Annotated in this window: 20 protein-coding genes and 1 rRNA gene; 4 read left to right on the top strand and 17 right to left on the bottom strand. The window is 70.7% G+C overall.

Features of this window, described 5'->3' with window-relative positions; genetic code table 11:
* The first annotated feature begins 136 nt into the window (after positions 1-136).
* Positions 137-253 (top strand): 5S ribosomal RNA (rrf, locus tag AB0G28_RS32495).
* Positions 254-676: 423 nt separating this feature from the next.
* Here the strand turns inward: rrf and AB0G28_RS32500 are convergent.
* The 6 genes from AB0G28_RS32500 to AB0G28_RS32525 all read right to left on the bottom strand — a co-directional run bounded on the left by AB0G28_RS32500 (position 677) and on the right by AB0G28_RS32525 (position 6,108).
* Positions 677-1,888: an Ig-like domain-containing protein gene (locus AB0G28_RS32500; protein ID WP_361097779.1), complete on the bottom strand. Its 1,212-nt coding sequence runs from the start codon at positions 1,886-1,888 to the stop codon at positions 677-679.
* 104 nt (positions 1,889-1,992) lie between these two features.
* A complete protein-coding gene (locus AB0G28_RS32505) occupies positions 1,993-2,862 on the bottom strand; it encodes a patatin-like phospholipase family protein (RefSeq protein WP_361097782.1) in 870 nt (289 codons plus the stop codon).
* A 38-nt stretch (positions 2,863-2,900) separates the two neighbouring features.
* Positions 2,901-3,548 (bottom strand): DedA family protein, encoded by a 648-nt coding sequence (locus AB0G28_RS32510; RefSeq protein ID WP_361097785.1) that lies wholly within the window; start codon positions 3,546-3,548, stop codon positions 2,901-2,903.
* A gap of 45 nt (positions 3,549-3,593) precedes the next feature.
* Positions 3,594-4,595, bottom strand: coding sequence for a lipoyl synthase (lipA, locus tag AB0G28_RS32515; protein ID WP_361097788.1), 1,002 nt, complete (start codon positions 4,593-4,595; stop codon positions 3,594-3,596).
* Positions 4,596-4,620: 25 nt separating this feature from the next.
* Positions 4,621-5,568, bottom strand: a complete 948-nt coding sequence (locus tag AB0G28_RS32520; RefSeq protein ID WP_361097791.1) for an oxidoreductase — start codon at positions 5,566-5,568, stop codon at positions 4,621-4,623.
* A gap of 18 nt (positions 5,569-5,586) precedes the next feature.
* Positions 5,587-6,108: a hypothetical protein gene (locus tag AB0G28_RS32525; RefSeq protein WP_361097794.1), complete on the bottom strand. Its 522-nt coding sequence runs from the start codon at positions 6,106-6,108 to the stop codon at positions 5,587-5,589.
* Positions 6,109-6,238: 130 nt separating this feature from the next.
* On the opposite strand from AB0G28_RS32525, the gene AB0G28_RS32530 reads away from it, so the two are divergent.
* The gene (locus AB0G28_RS32530; RefSeq protein WP_361097797.1) at positions 6,239-6,850 is read left to right on the top strand and encodes a TetR/AcrR family transcriptional regulator; all 612 of its coding nucleotides are present in this window, start codon (positions 6,239-6,241) and stop codon (positions 6,848-6,850) included.
* 4 nt (positions 6,851-6,854) lie between these two features.
* A complete protein-coding gene (locus tag AB0G28_RS32535; protein ID WP_361097800.1) occupies positions 6,855-7,790 on the top strand; it encodes an LLM class F420-dependent oxidoreductase in 936 nt (311 codons plus the stop codon).
* Positions 7,791-7,901: 111 nt separating this feature from the next.
* Here AB0G28_RS32535 and lipB read toward each other — a convergent pair whose 3' ends face one another.
* The 6 genes from lipB to lpdA form a co-directional block, all read right to left on the bottom strand.
* Positions 7,902-8,645, bottom strand: a complete 744-nt coding sequence (gene lipB / locus AB0G28_RS32540; protein ID WP_361097803.1) for a lipoyl(octanoyl) transferase LipB — start codon at positions 8,643-8,645, stop codon at positions 7,902-7,904.
* A complete protein-coding gene (locus AB0G28_RS32545; protein ID WP_361097806.1) occupies positions 8,642-9,265 on the bottom strand; it encodes a phosphatase PAP2 family protein in 624 nt (207 codons plus the stop codon). The genes lipB and AB0G28_RS32545 overlap by 4 nt, the downstream gene beginning before the upstream one ends.
* A complete protein-coding gene (locus AB0G28_RS32550) occupies positions 9,262-10,134 on the bottom strand; it encodes a TIGR01777 family oxidoreductase (RefSeq protein ID WP_361097814.1) in 873 nt (290 codons plus the stop codon). Before AB0G28_RS32550 ends, AB0G28_RS32545 begins: the two co-directional genes overlap by 4 nt.
* Before the next feature lie 23 nt (positions 10,135-10,157).
* Entirely contained in the window at positions 10,158-11,039 is an 882-nt protein-coding gene (locus AB0G28_RS32555; protein WP_361097817.1) for a serine hydrolase, read from the bottom strand.
* Between the two features lie 65 nt (positions 11,040-11,104).
* Positions 11,105-12,883 (bottom strand): 2-oxoglutarate dehydrogenase, E2 component, dihydrolipoamide succinyltransferase, encoded by a 1,779-nt coding sequence (sucB, locus tag AB0G28_RS32560; protein WP_361097820.1) that lies wholly within the window; start codon positions 12,881-12,883, stop codon positions 11,105-11,107.
* A gap of 55 nt (positions 12,884-12,938) precedes the next feature.
* Positions 12,939-14,312, bottom strand: a complete 1,374-nt coding sequence (gene lpdA / locus AB0G28_RS32565) for a dihydrolipoyl dehydrogenase (protein ID WP_361097823.1) — start codon at positions 14,310-14,312, stop codon at positions 12,939-12,941.
* Positions 14,313-14,494: 182 nt separating this feature from the next.
* Here lpdA and AB0G28_RS32570 point away from each other — a divergent pair, with 182 nt between their 5' ends.
* Entirely contained in the window at positions 14,495-14,839 is a 345-nt protein-coding gene (locus AB0G28_RS32570; protein WP_361097826.1) for an oxidoreductase, read from the top strand.
* Here AB0G28_RS32570 and AB0G28_RS32575 read toward each other — a convergent pair.
* The 5 genes from AB0G28_RS32575 to AB0G28_RS32595 form a co-directional block, all read right to left on the bottom strand.
* A complete protein-coding gene (locus AB0G28_RS32575) occupies positions 14,836-15,288 on the bottom strand; it encodes a GNAT family N-acetyltransferase (protein WP_361097829.1) in 453 nt (150 codons plus the stop codon). The genes AB0G28_RS32570 and AB0G28_RS32575 overlap by 4 nt on opposite strands.
* 10 nt (positions 15,289-15,298) lie before the next feature.
* Positions 15,299-16,354: an SMI1/KNR4 family protein gene (locus AB0G28_RS32580; protein WP_361097832.1), complete on the bottom strand. Its 1,056-nt coding sequence runs from the start codon at positions 16,352-16,354 to the stop codon at positions 15,299-15,301.
* A gap of 10 nt (positions 16,355-16,364) precedes the next feature.
* Positions 16,365-17,339, bottom strand: coding sequence for a TAXI family TRAP transporter solute-binding subunit (locus tag AB0G28_RS32585; protein ID WP_361097835.1), 975 nt, complete (start codon positions 17,337-17,339; stop codon positions 16,365-16,367).
* Entirely contained in the window at positions 17,336-19,300 is a 1,965-nt protein-coding gene (locus AB0G28_RS32590; protein ID WP_361097838.1) for a TRAP transporter fused permease subunit, read from the bottom strand. Before AB0G28_RS32590 ends, AB0G28_RS32585 begins: the two co-directional genes overlap by 4 nt.
* Before the next feature lie 152 nt (positions 19,301-19,452).
* On the bottom strand, positions 19,453-20,952 hold the full coding sequence (locus tag AB0G28_RS32595) for a leucyl aminopeptidase (RefSeq protein WP_361097841.1): 1,500 nt from the start codon (positions 20,950-20,952) through the stop codon (positions 19,453-19,455).
* Positions 20,953-20,994: the final 42 nt, after the last annotated feature.

Consider the following 20,994-nt stretch of genomic DNA (forward strand, 5'->3'; position numbering starts at 1 on the left):
TAGGCCAGAAATGGAAGCACAGTAATGTGTTGTCGAGTTGACTGGTACTAATAGGCCGAGGACTTGCCTACGAAGATGTTACGCATCCACTCTACGGTTCTGAAACACCACACCGGTGTGTGTTGTTTCGTAGTGTTTCGGTGGTTATAGCGTCAGGGAAACGCCCGGTCCCATTCCGAACCCGGAAGCTAAGCCTGACAGCGCCGATGGTACTGCAACCGAAGGGTTGTGGGAGAGTAGGACACCGCCGAACTTACCTTGAGAAAAGGGCCTGGGCCCGGTCGAGACGCAAGTCTCCCGGCCCAGGCCCTTTCTTCATATCCAGACCCCCCCGTGTCGACCCTCCAATCACGTGAGTCGACCGTTCAATCACGCGTGTCGGCTTCCGGATCACACGAGCCGACCCTGTCGGTCCGCGAGTCCCGCCTCCAATCACGCGAGATCCGCCTCTGATCACGCCAATCTCGTCCCGGATCACGCCAGTTACGCTCCCAGCCGGCGCCGTGATGCTTCCCAATATTGGTTGAAGCCGGAACTCACGTGATCGGGAGGGCATCACTCGTGATTGGAGGGGCATCACGTGTGATTGGAGGGTCGACACGGCGGAGGCGGGAGGGGCTGGGCAAGAAGAAGGGGGTCAGGAGCGGCGCTCCTGACCCCCCGGTAGGTGAGTGGGTTACTTGATGGCTGAGCCGGCTTGCCAGTCGGCCCAGGACTTCGTCCAGTCGCCGTACAGGTCCCACACCGGGAGCTGGGGGCCGCCCGAGTTGGTGACCTCCACGACGTCGCCCAGGCCCATGTTCTGGAAGAACCACTGGGCGTTCGCGTCGTTCAGGTTGATGCAGCCGTGCGAGACGTTCGAACTGCCCTGCTGGCTCACGCTGTTCGGGTTCTCGTGGACGAACTCGCCGTCGTTCGAAATCCGCTCCGACCACTTCTCGTTCGACCGGTACGCCTTCGGGTCGGGCGGGCAGACGCCGTACGTGCACGAGTCCATCGTGTAGTTCGCCTGCTTGTCCGAAATGACGTGCGCGCCCAGGTGGGTCGGTGTCGCGTCCTTGCCCATCGAGATCGGCATCGACTTCACCATCTGGCCGTTGTGGAAGATCTGCATCTGCTCGCTGTTCCCGTCCGCCTTCGCGATCCAGGAATCGTGCACCTTGTACGTCTCCGTGCGGTCCTCCGCGCCGAAGACGCCGCCGCCGAAGTCGACGCCGTAGATCTTCGCCGTCACCTTCAGTGTCGTGCCGGCCTTCCAGTACTCCTTCGGCCGGTAGTGGACGTTCGAGTCGTCGATCCAGTACCAGCTGCCCTCCTGCTTCGGCGTCGACTCGACCGTCAGGGCCTTCTCGACCGCCGCCTTGTTCTTGACGGCGACCTTGCCGAAGCTGAACACGATGGGCTGCCCCACGCCGACGCCCGTGCTCGCCACCGCGGACGGCGCCGGGATCAGGTTGGCGTTCGCCTGCTTCTTCGGCGCGATCGTGCTGATCTGGTTGTCCTGCTCGATCGGCTGCCCGTTGGCGCCCTGGGCGTGCGCGACGATCTTGTACGTCGCGCCGTAGCCGAGCGGCTCGCTCGACGTCCAGCTCGAGCCGTCCTCCGCGAGCTTGCCGGCGACCGTCTTCCCCTTGGCGGTGTTGGTCACCGTGACGTCGAGGAGCTTCCCGTTGGCCGCCTTCACGACGATCGGCGTCGCGGGGTTCACGCCCGTGCCACCCGCGGGTTCGAACGTCACCGCCACCGGTGTCGCCGACGCCGAGGCGGACCCTGACGCCGGTGCCCCGCCGGCGGGCGAACCGCCGTCGTCACCGGACGAGCAGGCGGAAAGCAGCAGTGCTCCGGCGAGGATTCCGGCCACCGAAAGTAAAATCTTCTTGGGGAGCATATTGTCTCTTTTTGGGGAATTGGGATCGGCGGGCATTCGTCATCAAAACTACGCGATAGCGATGACGTCCTTACCGGCGGATAGGTGCATCGGCGTGACGCGGATCACGTCATGACGAGCCCCGGGGCGCCGTACAGCCCCGGCCCGCTCACGGAAAGCTCGTCGAGGTACTCCCGCGCCGCCGTGTACGCCTCTTCCGCCAGTGCTTCCGTGTGCCCGAAATCGAGCGGGTTCACACGCACCGGCGCGGGCCCCGGCAGGTACAGCACCGGCGCCTGCGCGGCGGCCAGCGGTGCCTCCAGCACGGCCTGGTTCCGCATGCTGATCATCGCGGTGAACATCATCACCTCGGCGAATGTCTTCGGCGCGCCCGGTAGCTTCCCGGGGAACGCGCAGTCGAGCACCACCAGCGACTTCGCGCCCATGGCGAGAGCCTGCCGCATCGGCACGTTCGCGACGAGCCCGCCGTCGTACAGCAGCTGCCCTTCGTGTTCCACCGGCGGGAAGATCCCCGGGATCGCGCAGCTCGCCAGCAGCGGCTCGAGCAGCCGTCCGGAGCGGATCAGCAACGGCTCGGCCGTTTCCACCTGCGTCGTGACGACGCCGAGCGGCAACGCCAGGTCCTCGAAGCGCGTCTCGGCGCCGAGGTGGTCGGCGATGATCCCCGCCAGGCCCGTGTTGGGGAACAGGTGCGTCTTGCTCTGCGTCAGCGTCCGCACGCGGCTCAGCACGCCGCCGGGGAACGCCTCATCGCGCGTCATGCGCGCCCAGATGCCGTTCAGCCGCGCGAGCGCGTCGCCGCCGGAGAGGGCCAGCACGGCCGCGTTGAGCGAGCCGACCGACGTGCCGGTCACGAGGTCCGGCGCAAGCCCGGCTTCGGTCAGGGCGCGCAGCATGCCGACCTGCATGGCGCCGAGGCTGCCGCCCCCGCCGAGGACGAAGCCGACCGGCCGGGGGAGATCCGCGAGACTCATGCCACCGAATGTAGTAAGTGCGCAGGTCGGACGGGTGGTCAGGGCACCCGTTCGGGTTCGCGCTCGGGCGCGGCCAGTGCCTTGCGCTTCTTGAGGCGCAGCAGGAAGAACACGCCGATCGCGGCGATCAGGCCGACGACGATCAGGCCGCCGGTGTTCAGGGCGCCTTCGATGCGCTTGGCGGCTTCGCCCAGGGCGGCGCCGATGCTGATGTGGACCAGCGACCAGCAGAACGCGCCCGCCGCGGCGGCCGGCAGGAACTTCCGGAACGGCAGGCCCGCCGTCCCGGCCGCGGCCGGCGTGAGCGTCCGGATCACCGGCAGGAAGCGGGCGAAGAACACCGCCCAGGCGCCGCGGCGTTCGAGGACGGCGGTGGCCTTGTCCCAGGCGTCGAGGCCGTACTTGCGGATCAGCTTCGTCTCCCGCAGTCGCGGCCCGAAGCGGCGGCCGACGAGGTAACCGAGCGCGTCGCCCGCCGTCGCGCAGAGGGTGACGACCGTCCACAGCGCCAGGAACCGCGGGACGGTGTTCGCCGTCGTCGCGGCGATGAGCAGCCCGGACTCGCCCGGGGCCACGAACCCCAGCCCGATCGTGCATTCGGCGAACACCAGGCCGCCGGTCGCGGCGACGAGCCCCGGTTCCGGGAGTCCTTGCAGCCAGCTGAGAAGGTCCGAAACCAGGGCCATGCGACCCACTTTACCGATCCTTTAAGGATGGTGGGGTGACGTGTGTCACCGTGCCAGCAGCGACGTCGCTTCCTGAGCTGCGGGGCCTTCGGTTGCCAGGTGCTGCAGGTTCTCGGGGAGGACCTCGCCGCGGTGGGCCTTGGTCTGGGCGTAGAGCCGTCCGGCGCGGTAGGACGAGCGCACGAGCGGCCCGGCCATCACGCCGGCGAAGCCCATCGCTTCCGCGGCCTGGGAGTGCTCGACGAACTCCTCCGGCTTGACCCACCGGTCCACCGGGTGGTGCCGCGGTGACGGCCGCAGGTACTGCGTGATCGTCAAGATCTCACACCCGGCGTCGACCAGGTCCCGCATCGCCGGAGCCACCTCGTCGGGCGTCTCGCCCATCCCGAGGATCAGATTGGACTTCGTCACCAACCCGGCCTCACGCGCCGCCGTGATCACTTCCAGAGAACGAGCGTAACGGAATCCGGGACGGATCCGCTTGAAAATCCGCGGAACAGTTTCCACGTTGTGCGCAAGAACCTCCGGACGCGACCCGAAAACTTCGGCAAGTTGCGCAGGATCGGCGTTGAAATCCGGAATCAACAACTCCACACCGGTACCCGGGTTCAACGCGTGAATCTGACGCACAGTTTCCGCGTACAGCCAGGCACCGCCATCGGGAAGGTCGTCCCGGGCGACACCGGTCACCGTCGAATACCGCAGGCCCATGGCCTGCACCGACTCCGCGACCTTCCGCGGCTCAGCCGTGTCCAAAGCCGCCGGCTTCCCCGTGTCGATCTGACAGAAATCACACCGCCGGGTGCACTGGTCCCCGCCGATCAGGAACGTGGCCTCACGGTCCTCCCAGCACTCGTAAATGTTGGGACAGCCCGCTTCTTCACACACCGTGTGCAGACCCTCACGACGAACCAGACCCTTGAGCTCGGTGAACTCCGGCCCCATCCGCACCCGCGTCTTGATCCACGACGGCTTCTTCTCGATCGGCGTCTCACTGTTGCGAACCTCGAGACGCAACAGCTTCCGGCCTTCAGGCGCAGCACTCACGATCTCAACCGTACGCCCGTCCGGGCTACGCGGGATCGGGGGTGACGCCGGTCAGCTTCGCCGTGACGTCCCACAACGCCGACCCCAGCGACTCGTCGCGCGCGGCGGACAGCGGGCGCGTCTTGACCGGGCTGCCGCGCAGCCCGCCGAGGCCGCCGGGGGCGATGTAGTCGCCGCCCGTGACGTCGTCCGCCGTGGCCGCATACAGCTGCGGCAGCGCGCCCTGGCGGACGTTCTGGGCGAACAGGGCCTCGCCGATCCGGTGGCCGCCGGCGATGACCGAGCGGACGACCGCGTTGCTGTACGACCGCGCCATGCCGCTGCCGAGGCCGGTCGCGGTGTACCCGGGGTGCGCGGCGACGCTGAGGACGTCGTCGCCCGCCGCGCGCAGCCGCCGGTCGAGTTCGACGGCGAACACCTGGTTGGCGAGCTTCGACTGCCCGTACGCCGTGGCCGGGTTGTAGCGGCGGTGGTCGCTGTTGGGGTCTTCGAGGTCGATCCGGGCGCCGACGGCGGCGATGCTCGACAGCGTGACGACCCGGGCGTGCTGCCCGCCGCGCAGGGCGGGCAGCAGCAGCCAGGTCAGCGCCGCGTGCCCGAGGTGGTTGGTGCCGAACTGCAGCTCGAAGCCGTCGGCGGTGCGGCCGCGGGCGGTCGCCATCACGCCGGCGTTGTTGACCAGCACGTCCAGCGCGTCGCCGGTGTGTTCTCGCACCGACACGGCCGCCGCGCGCACCGACGCGAGCTCGCTCAGGTCCAGTGGGATGAGCTCGGGTGCGGCGCCCGCGGCGGCGGCGCGGACGTGTTCGAGGGCTTTCGCGCCGCGTTCGGCGGAGCGGCAGGCCAGGAGCACTCGGGCCCCCTTGCCCGCGAGCACTTCGGCGGTGCGCAGGCCCAGGCCGGAGTTGGCCCCGGTGACCAGGACGGTCCGGCCGGTCTGGTCCGCGATGTTTTCTTCGCTCCAGCGCGTCATGCGCCTACTTAACTCTGTTTACGCACTCGGCGCGAGCAACCGCCGCAAGTGTCCCATCACAGGACGGCGGCGGGTGGATTCCTCGCGGTTCGCGCGCAGCAGTGCCTCGACCGCACGGCCCACCTTGACGATCTCGTCGGCCGGCTCGCGCGGGTCCGCCAGCCCGGCCGTGACGGCGAGCATCCGCAGCTCGCCCTCGTGCATCCGGCGCAGCGACGCGTGGCGCTCGTAAGCGCCGTCGAGGACCGCGCGCAGGTCGGTGTGCTCGTCGACGGCGGCGCGCCAGGCGCGCGCGACGGCGTCGATGTGGTCGCCGAGGCCGTCGGCGTCGTCCGGGTCGATGACCTCGGTGCGCAGGCGGCCGCTCAGCGTGCGCGTCCACTGGTACTGCAGGGCGGTGAGGAGGTTCTCCTCGGTGCCGAAGTGCTCCTCGGCCCCCGGCACCTCCTCGAGCGGCAGCGGCGCGCCCGGGTTCCGCGCGGCCAGGCGGACGGCGGCTTCGAGGATTTCCTGACGTCGGTAGAAGTCGGTCCAGCTCATCTGTGGGTCCCCTTCCGTGGCCCGGGTCATACCGCGGGTTTGCGGCATACTCCCGGTACGGACCTGACACGGCGAACATACCATGGGTATGGAGAGGTGCCCCGGGCGTAAGGTTGTGAAGGTGGCGACAATGAGGTCCAGACGACTCGACTACTCCGAGTCGACCCGGTCCGCGCTGGTCGACAGCGCGGTCGAACTGTTCACCAAACGCGGTTACGCGGGTACCTCGCTCGACGAGATCGCCAAACGCGCCCGGGTCACCAAGGGCGCGCTGTACCACCACTTCAGCGGCAAGCAGGCCCTCTTCGAAGCCGCGTTCGACCAGGTGGAAAGTCTCGTCTACGACCGGCTGGACAAGATCGTGAACGGCGACGGCACGCCGTGGGAACGGGCGCTCGGCGGGCTCAACGCGTTCATCCGCGCCTGCCTCGACCCGGCCTACCAGCGGATCGCCGTCCACGAAGCGCCGGTCGTCATGGGCTGGGAGCGGTGGCGCGAGGCGGAGGAGCGGTACAGCTTCGGGCTCGTGCGGTCGAGCCTGCAGTCGCTCATCGACGCGGGCGACGTCGAGCCGGTGCCGGTGGAGGTCACCTCGCGGCTGCTGTTCGGCGCGCTGTCGAGCGCCGCGACGGAGATCGCCGGCTCGCCCGACCCGAAGAAGGTCGGCGCGGAGATCGAAGACGTGATCGTCCGCATGCTGGTACGGCTGCGGCGCACCGAGGACGACGTCTCTATAGGCTGACTTCGTGGACTTGAGGATCTTCACCGAGCCCCAGCAAGGGGCCAGCTACGACGACCTGCTGCGCGTCGCCAAGGCGACCGAAGCCGCCGGGTACGACGCCTTCTTCCGCAGCGACCACTACCTGAAGATGGGCTCGGCCGACGGTCTGCCCGGCCCGACCGACGCCTGGATCACCCTCGCCGGCCTGGCCCGCGAGACCAGCCGGATCCGGCTCGGCACGCTCGTCACCGCGGCGACCTTCCGGCACCCGGGCCCGCTGGCCATCTCCGTGGCGCAGGTCGACCAGATGTCCGGCGGCCGCGTCGAGTTCGGCCTCGGCTCCGGTTGGTACGACGCCGAGCACGAGGCGTACGGCCTGACGCTGCCGCCGCTGAAGGAACGCTTCGACCGCTACGCCGAGCAACTCGAGATCATCACCGGGCTGTGGAAGACGCCGGTGGGCTCGACGTACTCCTTCAAGGGCGAGTACTACACGCTTTCGGAGTCGCCGGCCCTGCCGAAGCCCGCGCAGCACCCGGCGCCGCCGGTGATCATCGGCGGCGGGGGCAAGAAGCGCACCCCGGCGCTGGCCGCGCGGTTCGCCGACGAGTTCAACCTGCCGTTCGCGGACGCCGACAGCGCGGCCGCGCAGTTCGCCCGCGTCGAGGCGGCGGCGGAGGAGATCGGCCGCGACCCGAAGGAGATCCTGCGCTCGGTGGCGCTGGTCATCGGCGTCGGCCGCTCCGACGCCGAAGTCGCGCAGCGGGCGTCGGTCATCGGGCGGGACGTCACCGAGCTGCGGGCGAACGGCCTCGCGGGGTCGCCCGCCGAGGTCGTCGACCGGATCGGGCAGTGGCGGGAGAAGACCGGGATCACGCGGGTCTACCTGCAGCTGCTGGACCTCTCGGACCTCGACCAGATCGACCTCATCGCCGCCGAGGTCGCACCGCAGCTGGACTGAGCAGGCCCCCGTTTTCCACGCTACCGAAACGGCCCGACAGTTCCAGGCCGCCGAAGCCGTGAAGGCCTCCTTACCGGTCATAAGAGCCGGTAAGGAGGCCTTCACGGACTTTCAGTTCTGGAGGGCGAAGGTGACGCCCGCGGCCTTCGGGGCCTCGGGGCGGGGGAGCCAGCGGTCCTCGCTCACCGGCAGCTCGCCTTCCAGGGCCGCCAGGACCGCGTCGCGGGCCAGGGGGAGGACCGCTTCGACCGTGACGTCGCGCTGCAGCTCGTACGAAAGCGACGTCACGCCCGCGTCGCGGATGCCGCACGGCACGATGTTGTCGAACGCCTTCAGGTCCGCGTTGCAGTTCAGCTCGAAGCCGTGCATCGTCACGCCGCGCTGGACGCGGATGCCGATCGCCGCGATCTTGCGCTCGATGCCGCGGTCGTCGGCCGGGATCCAGACGCCGCTGCGGCCTTCCACGCGGCCGCTCGTCACGCCGAGCTGGTCGCACACGTGGATCAGCGCCTCTTCCAGCCGCCGCACGTAGTGGACGACGTCGATCGGGTCGCCGAGCTTCACGATCGGGTAGCCGACCAGCTGGCCGGGACCGTGCCAGGTGATCTTGCCGCCGCGGTCGACGTCGATCACCGGGGTGCCGTCCATCGGCCGGTCGGCGGGCTCGGTGCGCTTGCCCGCGGTGTACACCGACGGGTGCTGCAGCAGGAGCATGGTGTCCGGCGCGGTGCCGTCGGCGCGGGCCGTCAAAAAGCCGCGCTGGAGCTCCCAGGCTTCGGTGTAGTCGATCGTGCCGAGTTCGCGGACGTCGACGGGCTCGGTGCTGGCGCGGCAGGAGGGCAGGGAAGAACTCACCCGTCGAGGCTACGCCCGTCACCCGGCGGAAGCAGCCGCAAGGCGGACGCCGAGAGCAGTCCGACACCGGTCACGGCCAGCACTGCGCCGATCGTGTCGGTCACCCAGTGGACGCCGAGCACGACCCGGCAGGCGGCGGACAGCACGACCGCGACCGCCACGGCCACCGCCACGCGGCGGACCAGCCGCGGCCACAGCCACGCGCACAGCAGGAGCAGGACGAACCCCGTGCTCGCCACCGACACGACGTGCCCGCTCGGGTAGCTCAGGTCCGGGTAGTCGCGCGGGCGTTCCCGCAGGAAGACCGGCTTGAACACCAGGCTCGTCAGCCGGCACAGCAGCAGCACCACGGCCAGCCGGACGCACAGCCCGAAGTGCTCCCGGCGGCGCAGCGCCAGCGCGAGCAGCGCGACGCCGAGGACGTAGGGGAGCACCGGGCCGAGGACGTCGCTGCCGGCCTGCGCGACCCGGCCGAGCGGCTCCGCGTACACGCCGTGCAGCGCGTTCGATACGGCGACGTCGAGCGCCAGCGGCTGCCGCGCCACGCTCAGGCCGAGCAGGACGAACGCGGCGGAGAACACCGCGCCGACGACGAGCCAGCGCTGCAGCCGGACACTCATGCCGCGGCGAGCGCGCTGTCCAGGGTCCGGTGCCGGAACGCGAACCCCGACCGCTCCAGCGCCGCCGGGACGGCCCGCTGCCCGTACAGCGCCATCTCCTCCCCGGCCTGGCCGAGCACGGCCTTGAGCGCGATCCCGGGCACCCACCACGGCGCCGGCCGGTGCAGCGCCCGGCCGACCGCGCGGGTGAACTCGGCGTTGGTCACCGGCTCGGGGCCGGTCAGGTTCACCGGGCCGGCCAGGTCGTGCGTCAGGACGTGGACGATCGCGCCCACCTCGTCGTCGAGGGAGATCCACGGCATGTACTGGCTGCCGTCGCCGAGGCGCCCGCCCAGGCCGAGGCGGAACAGCGGGCGCAACGTGCCGTACAGCCCGCCCCGCGCCGAAAGCACCAGCCCGGTCCGGATGTTCACCACGCGCGCGTCGCCGGCTCCCGCCGTCGCCGCTTCCCACGCTTCGCACAGCTCGGCCAGGAAACCTCCGCCGCGTGGCGCGGATTCGTCCACAATGGACGGGCCGGCGTTCCCGTAGTACCCGACGGCGGACGCGTTGACGAGCACCCCGACGCCGTGTTCGGCGACGGCTTCGGCCAGCACCTCGGTCGGCTCGACCCGGCTGTCGGTGAGCTGCTGCTTGCGCATCGCGCTCCACCGGCCCGGGAACAACGGCTTGCCGCCCAGGTTGACGACGGCGTCCACGCCCTCGAACGCGCCGCTCGCGATGGTGCCCGACGGCGGATCCCAGCGGAACTCGCCGCCTTCACGTGCTTCACGCCGCACGAGAACGCGGACCTCGTGACCGTCGCGCCGCAGGCGTTCGCCCAGCGCCGACCCGATCAAGCCGCTCGCCCCGGCGATCAGTACTCGCATGCTTCGATCGTGGCTTATCGGGGTCACAGGCGCACGCCCAGGTCCCTCGCGAACGCGGGGACATCGGACAGGATCGCCAGGCCGAACTGCCAGAGCGGGACGTCGGGGAAGCCCGTGCCGGTGTAGAACATCGCGATGACCGCGTCACCGGTGGAAAGACCGAACCCGCGGCAGCGCGGCAACGCGCCACCCTTGTGCCGCACGGTGCCGCCGAGTTTCCGGCGCGCCAGCTCGGCGGCGGGCGTGTCCGCGGTGGCGAGGTACCGGTGGAAGGCGAACAACTCGGCGGCCGTGCCCCGGGCCGTCCCCTGCGTCCACTCCCATTCCGCGTCGTCGGAGACCGGCTCGCCCCGGACGCGGTCGCGGACTTCCCGCCGGAACGCGGGGTCCCCGGTGAAGCGCGCGGTGAGGTCCGGCTCGCCGGGGAAGAACGAGCGCAGGGTTTCGCCGCAGAACCAGCGCAGATCCGGATCGGGCCAGCCGCCGCTCGCCGCCGCGGCGCGCAATGCGGCGTCGCCGAGCCGGGCCCGGAGGTAGTCGGGGGCCGCGTTGTCGCTCTCGGAGATCATCGCCGCCGCGATCGCGTCGAGCGGGACGCGCTGCTCCGGATCACGGGCGACGCCGTAGTCGTCACAGGCGATGCCGAGGGAGGTCAGGGCCCGCAGGTGCGCGCCCCCGCCGACCGGGCCGTCGCCCTCGAACGGATGCCACGCGTCCCAGTCGCCGACCCGGACCGGCTCGGCCGGATCGAGCCCGCCGGCGACCGCCGTCGTGTAGGCGAGCAGGTGGACAACCTTGATCGTCGAAGCCAGCACCCGGGGCACGTCGGCGTTGTGCGCCAAGTGGTTCCGGCCGTCGTCGGCGACGATCGAGACGTCGTCACGGTGCTCCGCGAACCAGGTCATCGCGCCTCCTCCCGGATGCGGCGAAGGCCGCCACGGCTGTCCCGTGGCGGCCTTCGTCAGGTGACTCAGAGACCGAGTTCGCTCTCGAAGTTGCCCTCTTCCAGGCGCTGCTTGATCGTCGTCAGGAAGCGGCCCGCGTCGGCCCCGTCCACCAGGCGGTGGTCGTAGGTCAGCGGCAGGTACGCCATCGAGCGGATCGCGATGGTGTCGTTGCCGTCGGCGTCCGCGATCACGACCGGGCGCTTGACGACCGCGCCGGTGCCGAGGATGCCCGACTGCGGCTGCACGATGATCGGCGTGTCGAACAGCGCGCCGACGCTGCCGATGTTCGTGATCGAGAAGGTGCCGCCCGACAGCTCGTCCGGCTTGATCTGGCCCGCCCGCGCGCGGCCCGCCAGGTCGGCGATCCGGTGCGCGAGACCGGCCAGGCTCAGCTCGCCCGCGTCGTGGATCACGACCGAGAGCAGCCCGCGCTCGGTGTCCACCGCGATGCCCAGGTGCACGGCGCCGTGGTAGGTGATCTCCTTCGTGTCCTCGTTGTAGGACGCGTTGACGTTCGGGTGCTGCTTGAGCGCCTCGACCGTGGCCTTCGCGAAGAACGGCAGGAACGTCAGGTTGACGCCCTCGCGCTCCTTGAAGCCCGCCTTCGCGCGCTGGCGCAGCTTGGCGATCTTCGTGACGTCGACCTCCTGGACCTGCGTGAGCTGCGCGGCGATCTGCAGCGACTCGCGGGTCTTGGTGGCCGTGATCTGGCGGATCCGGCTGGCCTTCTGCACCGTGCCGCGCAGCGCGGCCAGCTCCGGCGACACCGTGGCCGCGGGACGCGCGGCGGGCGCCGCCGGGGCAGCGGCGGCGGCCGGAGCAGCGGCGGCGGGCGCCGGGGCGGCGGCCTTCTGCTTCTCCTCGGCCGCAGCCAGGACGTCCTGCTTGCGGATCCGGCCGCCGACCCCGCTGCCGGTCAGCGTCGACAGGTCGATGCCGTGCTCCGACGCCAGCTTGCGGACCAGCGGCGTGACGTACGGGCCGTCCGCCGAGCCGTCCTTCGCCGCGGCGGCCGGGGCCGACTGCGTGGCGGCCGCGGCCGGGGCGGCCTGCGGCTTCGGTTCCGGCTTGGGCTCGGGCTTGGCCTCCTGGACCGGCTCCGGCTTGGGCTCGGGCTTCGGCTCCGGCTTGGGTTCCGGCTTCGGCTCGGGCTTGGGCTCCGGCTTGGCCTCGGCCTTCGGCGCCGCGTTCGCGTCGCCGATCACGGCCAGGACGCCGCCGACCTCGACGGTCTCGTCCTCGCCCGCGCGGATCTCCAGCACCGTGCCGGCCACCGGCGACGGCACCTCGGTGTCGACCTTGTCGGTGGAGATCTCGAGCAGCGGCTCGTCGACCTCGACCGAGTCGCCGACCGCCTTCAGCCAGCGCGTGACGGTGCCCTCGGTGACGCTCTCGCCCAGCTCGGGCAGCTTCACCTCGGTGCCTTCGCCGCCGGCGGCCGGCGCGGTGTCCGGCTTGCTCGGCGCTTCGTCGGAGGCCTGCGGCGCGGACTCCTCCTGCTGAGGCTCCGGCTCGGACTTCTGCTCCTCCTGCGCCGGGGCGGAGGACTCGGGCACGCCGCCGCTGCCGTCGTCGATGACGGCGAGCTCGCCGCCGACCTCGACGGTCTCGTCCTCCTGGGCGCTGATCTTCACGACCGTGCCCGCCACCGGGGAGGGCACCTCGGTGTCGACCTTGTCGGTCGAGATCTCGAGCAACGGCTCGTCGACCTCGACGGTGTCGCCCTCCTGCTTAAGCCACCGGGTGACGGTGCCTTCGGTGACGCTCTCCCCGAGCTCCGGCAATGTGACGGAGTAGGCCATCGTTCGCTGACTCCTCTTCCAAGTTCTGCGTGGTCTGGATTCTGCTGGTGGGACGTCAGCTGTGCACGTGCAGCGGCTTCCCCGCGAGGGCGAGGAACGCTTCACCGAGGGCCTCGGTCTGGGTCGGGTGGGCGTGGATGAGCGGCGCGACGTCTTCGGGGAAGGCCTCCCAGCTGTAGATCAGCTGCGCTTCGCCGATCAGCTCGCCGACGCGGTCGCCGACCATGTGGACGCCCACGACCGGGCCGTCCGGCGCCTTGACCAGCTTGACGCCACCGGAGGTCTTGAGGATCTGGCTCTTGCCGTTGCCGCCCAGGTCGTACGTGAACGTCGTGACGTCCGCGCCGTACTTGTCCTTGGCCTGCGACTCGGTCAGCCCGACCGACGCGACCTCCGGGTGCGAGTAGGTGACCCGCGGGATGCCGCTCTCGTCGATGACGCGCGGGTTCAGCCCGGCGATCTCCTCGGCGACGAAGATGCCCTGCTGGAAGCCGCGGTGGGCGAGCTGCAGGCCCGGGACGATGTCGCCGACGGCGTAGACGTTCGGGAGGTTCGTGCGCAGCCGCTCGTCGGTGAGGACGAAGCCGCGCTCGATCTTGACGCCGGCCTCCTCGTAGCCGTGGCCGGCCGAGTTCGGCCCGCGGCCGACGGCGACCAGCAGCAGGTCGGCCTCGATGGTCTCGCCGGACTCCAGCGAGACGCTCACGCCGTTGTCGTCCTGCTTCGCGCCGGTGAACTTCACACCGGTCTTGAAGGCGATCTTGCGGCGGCGGAAGGCGCGCTCGAGCTGCTTGGACGCGAACTCGTCCTCGTTCGGGACCAGCCGCGGCAGCGCCTCGACGATGGTGACGTCGACGCCGAAGGAGGCCCAGACGCTGGCGAACTCGACGCCGATGACGCCGCCGCCGAGGACGACGACCTTCTTCGGGACGTAGTCGAGGGCGAGGGCCTGCTCGCTGGCGATGATGCGGCCGCCGAGCTCCAGGCCGGGCAGCGTGCGCGAGTACGAGCCGGTGGCGAGGATGACGTTCTTGCCGGTGTAGCGGGTGCCGTCCACCTCGACGGTCGTGCCGCCGACGAACGTCCCGCTGCCCTCGACGAGGTTCACCTTGTGCGCCTTGGCCAGGCCCTGCAGGCCCTTGTACAGGCGGGCGATGATCCCGTCCTTGTACTTGTTGACCCCGGCGATGTCGATGCCCTCGAAGGCGGCCTTGACGCCGACCGCCTCGGCTTCACGGGTCTCGTCGGCGACCTCGGCGGCGTGCAGCAGGGCCTTGGTCGGGATGCAGCCCCGGTGGAGGCAGGTCCCGCCCAGCTTGTCCTTCTCGATCAGCGTGACGGAAAGGCCCAGCTCGGCCGCGCGGAACGCCGCGGCGTAGCCGCCCGATCCGCCTCCCAGGATCACGAGGTCGGCGGAGGTGTCGGTCACTTCATTAACTCCTCGGCAAGCAGTGGGGTGATGCTCTGTCGCCGCCCGCGCCGGGTATAACCGCGCGCGCGACACTCGCCATCTTGTCACTACGCCGGACGGGGCTGCGAGCTAGCCGGGTGTGCGACGCCGACCACACGCGGACACCGGGATAATGAGTGGTGGAAGTCTCGGGAGGAGAGGTGGTCGAGGTGGGGCTCTTCGACTCGCTGCGCAGGCGGGCCAAGGGTGGGCAACGGGCCGGTACGCTGCGGAAAGCCAGCTCCGAGGACACCCGCCACCTCGACGAGTGGGCAGGTTCCCGGCGCGGCGTCGAGGCCTATGTGGAACCGAAGACGAACGTCACCGAGACCACTGTGGTGTTGATCGCCCACGACGGCGAGTGGACCCGGCGGCGGATCGGCAGCCTGGAGGCCGCGCAGCAGTTCGGCCACCGCCGGTCGATCCCGGTGTACGAGGTCTCGCGGGTGGGCTACCCGAAGCGCATGCGCGAGTACACCGAGCGGAAGAAGCGCGGCCAGGTCTAAAGCTCGATCCGGCCGACGACCTCGCCGTTGAACGTCTGGCCGGTCGGCCGGAAGCCCAGCTTGCGGTAGAAGTCCTCCGGGCCGCCCTCGGCCGGGATCCACAGGACGGTCGCGGCCTTCTGGCCGCGTCTTCGGGCTTCCTCCAGGACCGTCTCCACCGCGAACCGGCCGTAGCCGCGGCCCTGGACGCCGGCGCCGACGTTGAGCCGCCAGATCCCGCAGCGGAAGAAGTCGAGCTCGGCGTCCGGGTCGAAGCCGCCCATCACGAACGCCACGGGTTCGCCGTCCGCGAGGATCAGGCGTGGCCAGGCGATGTCCGGCTGGGTGTACGCCTCGGCGAGCGAGACGGCGACGGGCGCGACGAAGTCCTTCTGGTGCGGTTCGACGGCCAGCTGGCAGGCCGCGGCGACGTTCTCGGGGGTGATCTTCTCCACGGTGAGGATGGTCACCCGGTCCAAGCTAGCTCGCCTGGGCGAGCAGGGTGGCGTGCTTGACCAGCGCCGCCCGGAAGGACGCGTGGACCGTCGTGCCCAGGACCGGGTCGACCTCGACCACGTGCCCCGCCGACAGCAGCAGGACGGCGGGTTCGCTGAGGATCACCACGCCGTGCTCGGCGCGCAGGTCCGCGGTGCCGAGCAGGCGCGGGAAGACCACGTCCGCGGGCAGGCCGTCGCAGGTGCGCAGGAACTCGCGGTGGTCGGCGGGCAGCTCGACGCCGAGCCGGAGTTCGGCCGACCGGATCGCCGCTTCCGACGCCGGGGGTGGGAGGGTGACCCGGGCGCGCAGCTGGGGGTGAGTCGGCGCGGGTCGCGCGGAGTGGGTCGCCGGGGCTCCGCCGCGGGGCGAGGCCGCCGAGCCGGTCGCCGACGGCTCGCCGCGCAGGCGCATGATCTCCGCGATCAGCTCCGGCCAGCTGCCCAGGTCCGGCGGGTACCGCTCGTGCAGGGCCGCGACCAGCGCACCCGCGCACGCCGGCGCCCAATCACGCAGCCCGAGCGGGTCCGCGCCCGCCACCAGCACGGGAGCCAGCGCACGCGTCGCCGCCAGTGTCGCGATATCGGGCCGCGGGCCGGCGAGAGAAGCCCAAAGCTCCAGGTCACCGTCGGCCAGAGCCGTGCGCACCCGGTCCGGGCGTGACGGCGCCACCTGCTTGACCACCTCGGCGACCAGGCTCGGCGGCAGGACACCCTCCAAGTCGGAGACCGGGCGACGCAGCGCAGCCGTGTGCCTCCGCTCCTCGAGATCCACGTCGAGCGGCGCCAACCCCTCGGCCCAGTCCGGACGCGCACCCCGGGCTTCGAAGAGCATCGCCCACGCGCGCGCCCGCACCGGGTCCGAAGCCAGTGCGGTCACCGGCCGTTCCGTCCGGGCCTGCCACTGCGTGACCAGCCGGTCGGCTTCGTCGAGCGCGCCGGAGATCGCGAGCAGCAAGGCCGCGTAACCGATCTGGTCGTCGACGCGCGCTTCGGGCGCCGTCAGGACGTCGCGGACCGCCGCTTCGAGGTAGTCCTGCACCTCGCCGACCCTAGCCCAGCGCCTGCTTCGCGCCCGGGTGCAGCGGCACGGGGTCGGTCTGCGTCGCCAGCTGCTTCGAGATCTCCTTGGCCGCGGGATGGACCTTCGCCAGCTCCGCCTGCTTGTCGAAGATCAGCTTCGTGATCGCGCACGCGTTGCCCGCCGGGAAGTCGTCGCGCACCAGCAGCAGGTTCGGCACCACGACCGTCGGCACGTCGGTGGGCTGCCCGTAGGCCGCCGCAGGGATCACACCCTGGTCGTAGACCGGGTTGACCTCCTTCAGCTTCGGCAGCAACGGCGTGATGTCGAGGAACTTCACCTTGTCCTTCAACGCCGTGGTGATGTCGGTGATCTGCGCGGTCGGCAGGCCACCGGACCAGACGAGGCCGTCGAGCGTGCCCGCCTTCATGCCGTCCGCGGTCTTGGCCAGGTCCAGCCGCTGGGCCTGGACGTCGGTGTCCGGCTTGAGGCCCGCTGCCTGCAGCAGGCGGTTCGCGATCACCTCGGTGCCCGACTTCGGCGAGCCGGTCGAGATCCGCTTGCCCTTCATGTCCGCGATGCTGGTGATGCCGGAGTCCGTGCGCACCAGCACCTGTGTCGAGTTCGGGTAGATCCGGGTGAGGGCCTGGATCTTCTGCGGCTTGCCGGCGAAGGAACCCTTGCCGTTCACCGCGTCCGCCGCGGTGTCGGCCAGCGAGAACGCGACGTCGTAGTTGCCCGCGACCAGCTGCTGGATGTTCTGCACCGACGCGCCGGTCTCCGCCGCCGTCGCGCGCAGTTTCGTGTTGTTGCTGATCAGCTGGGCCAGCCCGCCGCCCAGCACGTAGTAGACGCCGCCGCTGTTGCCGGTGGCGATGGTGATCCGGCCTTCGCCCGCTTCGCAGGACTGCGTCCCGCCGGGCGCGGCCTGGTCGGTCTGCTGTTTCCCGCCGCAGCCGGTGACGGCCAGGGCGAGCACCGCGGCGGCGGCCAGTGCGCGTTTCATGCTGTCCTCCTCTTGAGCACGGCGTGGGTGAGCAGGGCGGCGACGCCGAACGCGGCACCGACCGCGATCGGCGCCGGCTCCAGGTAGAGCAGGCACAGGGCGGTGGGCACGAACAGCAGCCGTACGGGCAGGCTGACCGGTCCGAAGAGCCAGCCGCCGGTCACCACCGCGAGCGCGGCGACGGCCACCGCGGACACCGCCGCCACCCAGACGACGGTCAGCGCGTCGGCCTGCAGCAGCAGCGCGGCGCCGTTGTCGGTGAGCACGAACGCGATGGGCACCAGGAACGCCGGGAGCGTGTACTTCCAGCACTGCCACATGGTGCCGAGCACCGAGCCGCCGGTGATCGCCGCCGAAGCCACCGCGGCGAGCGCCGTCGGCGGCGTGACCTCGGACAGGACGGCGTAGTAGAAGATGAACATCGCGCGTTCGGCGTCGGCGACGCCCAGCGACTCCAGCGCCGGGCCGATCACGACCCAGGCGATGATGAAGCTGGCGGTGACCGGCACCGCGAGGCCCAGCACGCCGACGGCGATCGCCGAGAGCAGCACGGTCAGGATCAGGATCACCGTGCCGTTGTCGGTCAGCGCGCCGGCCAGTTCCACGAGCGCGTCCGCGAGTTCGAGGCCCAGCCCGGTCTTGGTGATGGTCGAGGTGATCACCCCGGCCGCCGCGCACACCGCGATCACCGGCAGCGCGCCGCGCACCCCGGCCGAAAGCGCGTCGACCATGTCCTTCGCCCAGCCTTTGACGTCGCTGCGCCGGGCGATCAGCGCGAAGAGCGCGGCGACGCCGGTGGCGTAGACGACCGCGGCGAACGGCGGGATGTCCAGGGCGAGGAACACGACGATGATCGCCAGCGACAGGAAGTGATAACCGCCGCGCAGCAGGAGCTTCCCCGGATCGCCGTGCGGGACGTCGACGGCTTCGGCCTTGAACCGCCGCGCGTCGGCCTCCATCGCGAACACGATGCCGAGGTAGTACAGCAGCGTCGGCACGGTCGCCCAGATCAGCACTTCCAGGTACGACGTCCGCAGGTACTCGGCGATGATGAAGGCGGCGGCGCCGAGCGTCGGCGGCGAGAGGATGGCCCCGATGCCGGACGCGGCGAGCAGGCCGCCCGCGTTTTCCTTGGGGTAGCGGGCTTTCTCGAGGATGGGCCAGGTGATCGAGCCGAGGCTGACGGCGGTCGCCGTGCCCGAGCCCGACACCGTGCCGAGCAGGAAGCCCGACAGGACGGTGGTGCGGCCCGGCGCGGTCCGGGACTTCCGGAACGCGGCGAACGAGATGTCGACGAAGAACTGCCCGGCGCCGGAGGCGTTGAGCACCGCGCCGTAGAGCGTGAACAGCACGATGTAGCTGCCCGCGACGTCCAGCGGGGTGCCGTAGAAGCCGCTGGCGTCGTTGAAGAGCGCGTTGACGATCTGGCTGAAGTCGATGCCGGCGTGCGCGATGCCCCAGTTCTGCGGGAGGTAGCCGCCGTAGTAGGCGTAGGCCAGGAAGAGCAGGCAGACGATCGGCAGGACCAGGCCAGTGGTGCGGCGGGTGGCTTCGAGGACGAGCACGAGCAGCAGCGCGCCCGCCACGATGTCCGGCGGGGACAGGATGCCTTGGCGGTTCAGGAAGTCGTCGTAGCCGACGAGCACGGGGTAGAGGCCGGCGGCCAGCGCTGCTGCCGCCAGCGCCCAGTCGGTCCAGCCCGGGTCGTCACGGCCGCGCAGCCGCGGGCGGTAGCAGAGGAAGACCAGCGGCAGCGTCGCGCCGAGGAAGAGGACGAGGTAGAACTGGTTGCCCTTGGCGAACGGGAAGAACACCTGCTTGAGCACCAGCACGGCCACGGCCAGCGCGACGAAGTAGACGACCCGGTCGGGGACGCGCGAGAGGGCGCGCGCGGGCCGTTCCTCGTCGTGCTCCGCGGCGATCGCGGCAGGCGTGTCCTCGTCGACCGGCCCGGTGGTCACCCGGTCACCGTACGGTGTCGCGGATCACACCGAAACCGGCAAATGGATCACCGGCCCCAAGCGCCCCAATGTGGCATTGGGTGCGTTGGACGCACCCAATGTGGCGTTCGGTGCGTTGGACGCAACCAACGCCACATTGGGGCGTTTGAAACTCAGCCGTTGGCGGCGATGTCGGCCAGCACCGCGGCGATCGTGCGGACCGGGACACCCGTGCCGCCCTTGCCGGTGTAGCCCCACGGCGAGCCGGTGTTGAACGACGGGCCCGCGATGTCGATGTGGACCCAGTCGAGGCCGTCGGCGACGAACTCGCGCAGGAAGATCCCGGCGGCGAGCATGCCGCCCCAGCGGTGGCCGGTCACGTTCGCCAGGTCGGCCAGGCGCGAGTCGAGGTCGGCGCGCAGTTCCTCCGGCAGCGGCATCGGCCAGCCGTTCTCCCCGGTGGCCTGCATGATCCCCGCGACGCGGTCGCGGAAGTCGTCCGAGCCCATCACGCCGGCCGTGCGGTTGCCGAGCGCGACGACCTGGGCGCCGGTCAGCGTCGAGGTCTCGATCAGGTAGTCCGGGTTCTCCTCGGCGGCGCGCACCATCGCGTCGACCAGGACGAGCCGGCCCTCGGCGTCGGTGTTGAGCACCTCGACCGTCTTGCCGCCGTACATGGTCAGCACGTCACCCGGGCGGTACGACGTCCCCGACGGCAGGTTCTCCGCCAGCGGGATGTGCGCGACGACCTCGAGGGGGTACTTCAGCTTCGCCGCCAGCACGACCGAAGCGAGCACGCCGGCGGCGCCGGACATGTCCGAGGTCATGTGGTCCATGTTCGCGGCGGGCTTGAGCGAGATGCCGCCCGAGTCGAACGTGATGCCCTTGCCGACCAGCGCGACCTTCTTGCCCGCCTTGGCCGGCTTGTACGCCAGGCGCAGCAGCCGCGGCGGGCGGGACGAGCCGCCGCCGACGCCGAGGATGCCGCCGAAGCCCTTGCGCTTGAGGGCCTTCTCGTCGAGGACCTCGAACTCGAGGCCGTTGTCCTCGGCCAGCTTCTTCGCGCGGTCGGCGAAGGAGGCCGGGTACAGGTCGTTCGGCGGGGTGTTGATCAGGTCGCGCGCGGTGATGACGGCTTCGGCGATGCTGCCGGCCGCCTTCAGGGTCGCCTTGTGCTCGCGGGCGGTCCCCGCCGACGGGCTCGCGAAGTCGGCCTTCGCGACCGGCGCGTCGCCCTTCTCGGAGCGGTAGGCGGTGAAGACGTAGGAGCCGAGGATCGTGCCCTCGACGGCGGCCTGCAGGTCGAGCTCCGACAGCGTGACGAACGCGCGGTCGGTACCGGCCAGCGCGCGGCCGGCGGCGCCCGCGGCGCGGCGGACCTGCTCGGCGGTGACGGCGTCGCCTTCCTTGCCCAGGCCGACGGCGAGCACGACGGCCGCCGGGAGCTTGCCGAGCGTCGGGATCTTGACGACCTCTTCGGCCTTGCCGCTCGCCCCGAGGGTGGCCAGCAGGCCGGCCAGGCGGCCGTCGAAGGCGGCGTCCACGGCGGCGGCGCCGGGGGCGAGCACCGGGCCGTCCTCGCCGGCCAGGGTGCCGACGACGACCACGTCGGCGCGCGTTTTGGCCAGTGCCTCCCCGGTGTTGTCGGACAGGGCGAGCTTAGGCACGGTCACTTCTGGCTCCTCGCGCGTTTCTCGGTGGTACCGGGCACCGGC

Origin of the sequence: Amycolatopsis sp. NPDC021455, assembly GCF_040640995.1 — a bacterium.
In the GTDB taxonomy this organism is placed as follows: domain Bacteria; phylum Actinomycetota; class Actinomycetes; order Mycobacteriales; family Pseudonocardiaceae; genus Amycolatopsis.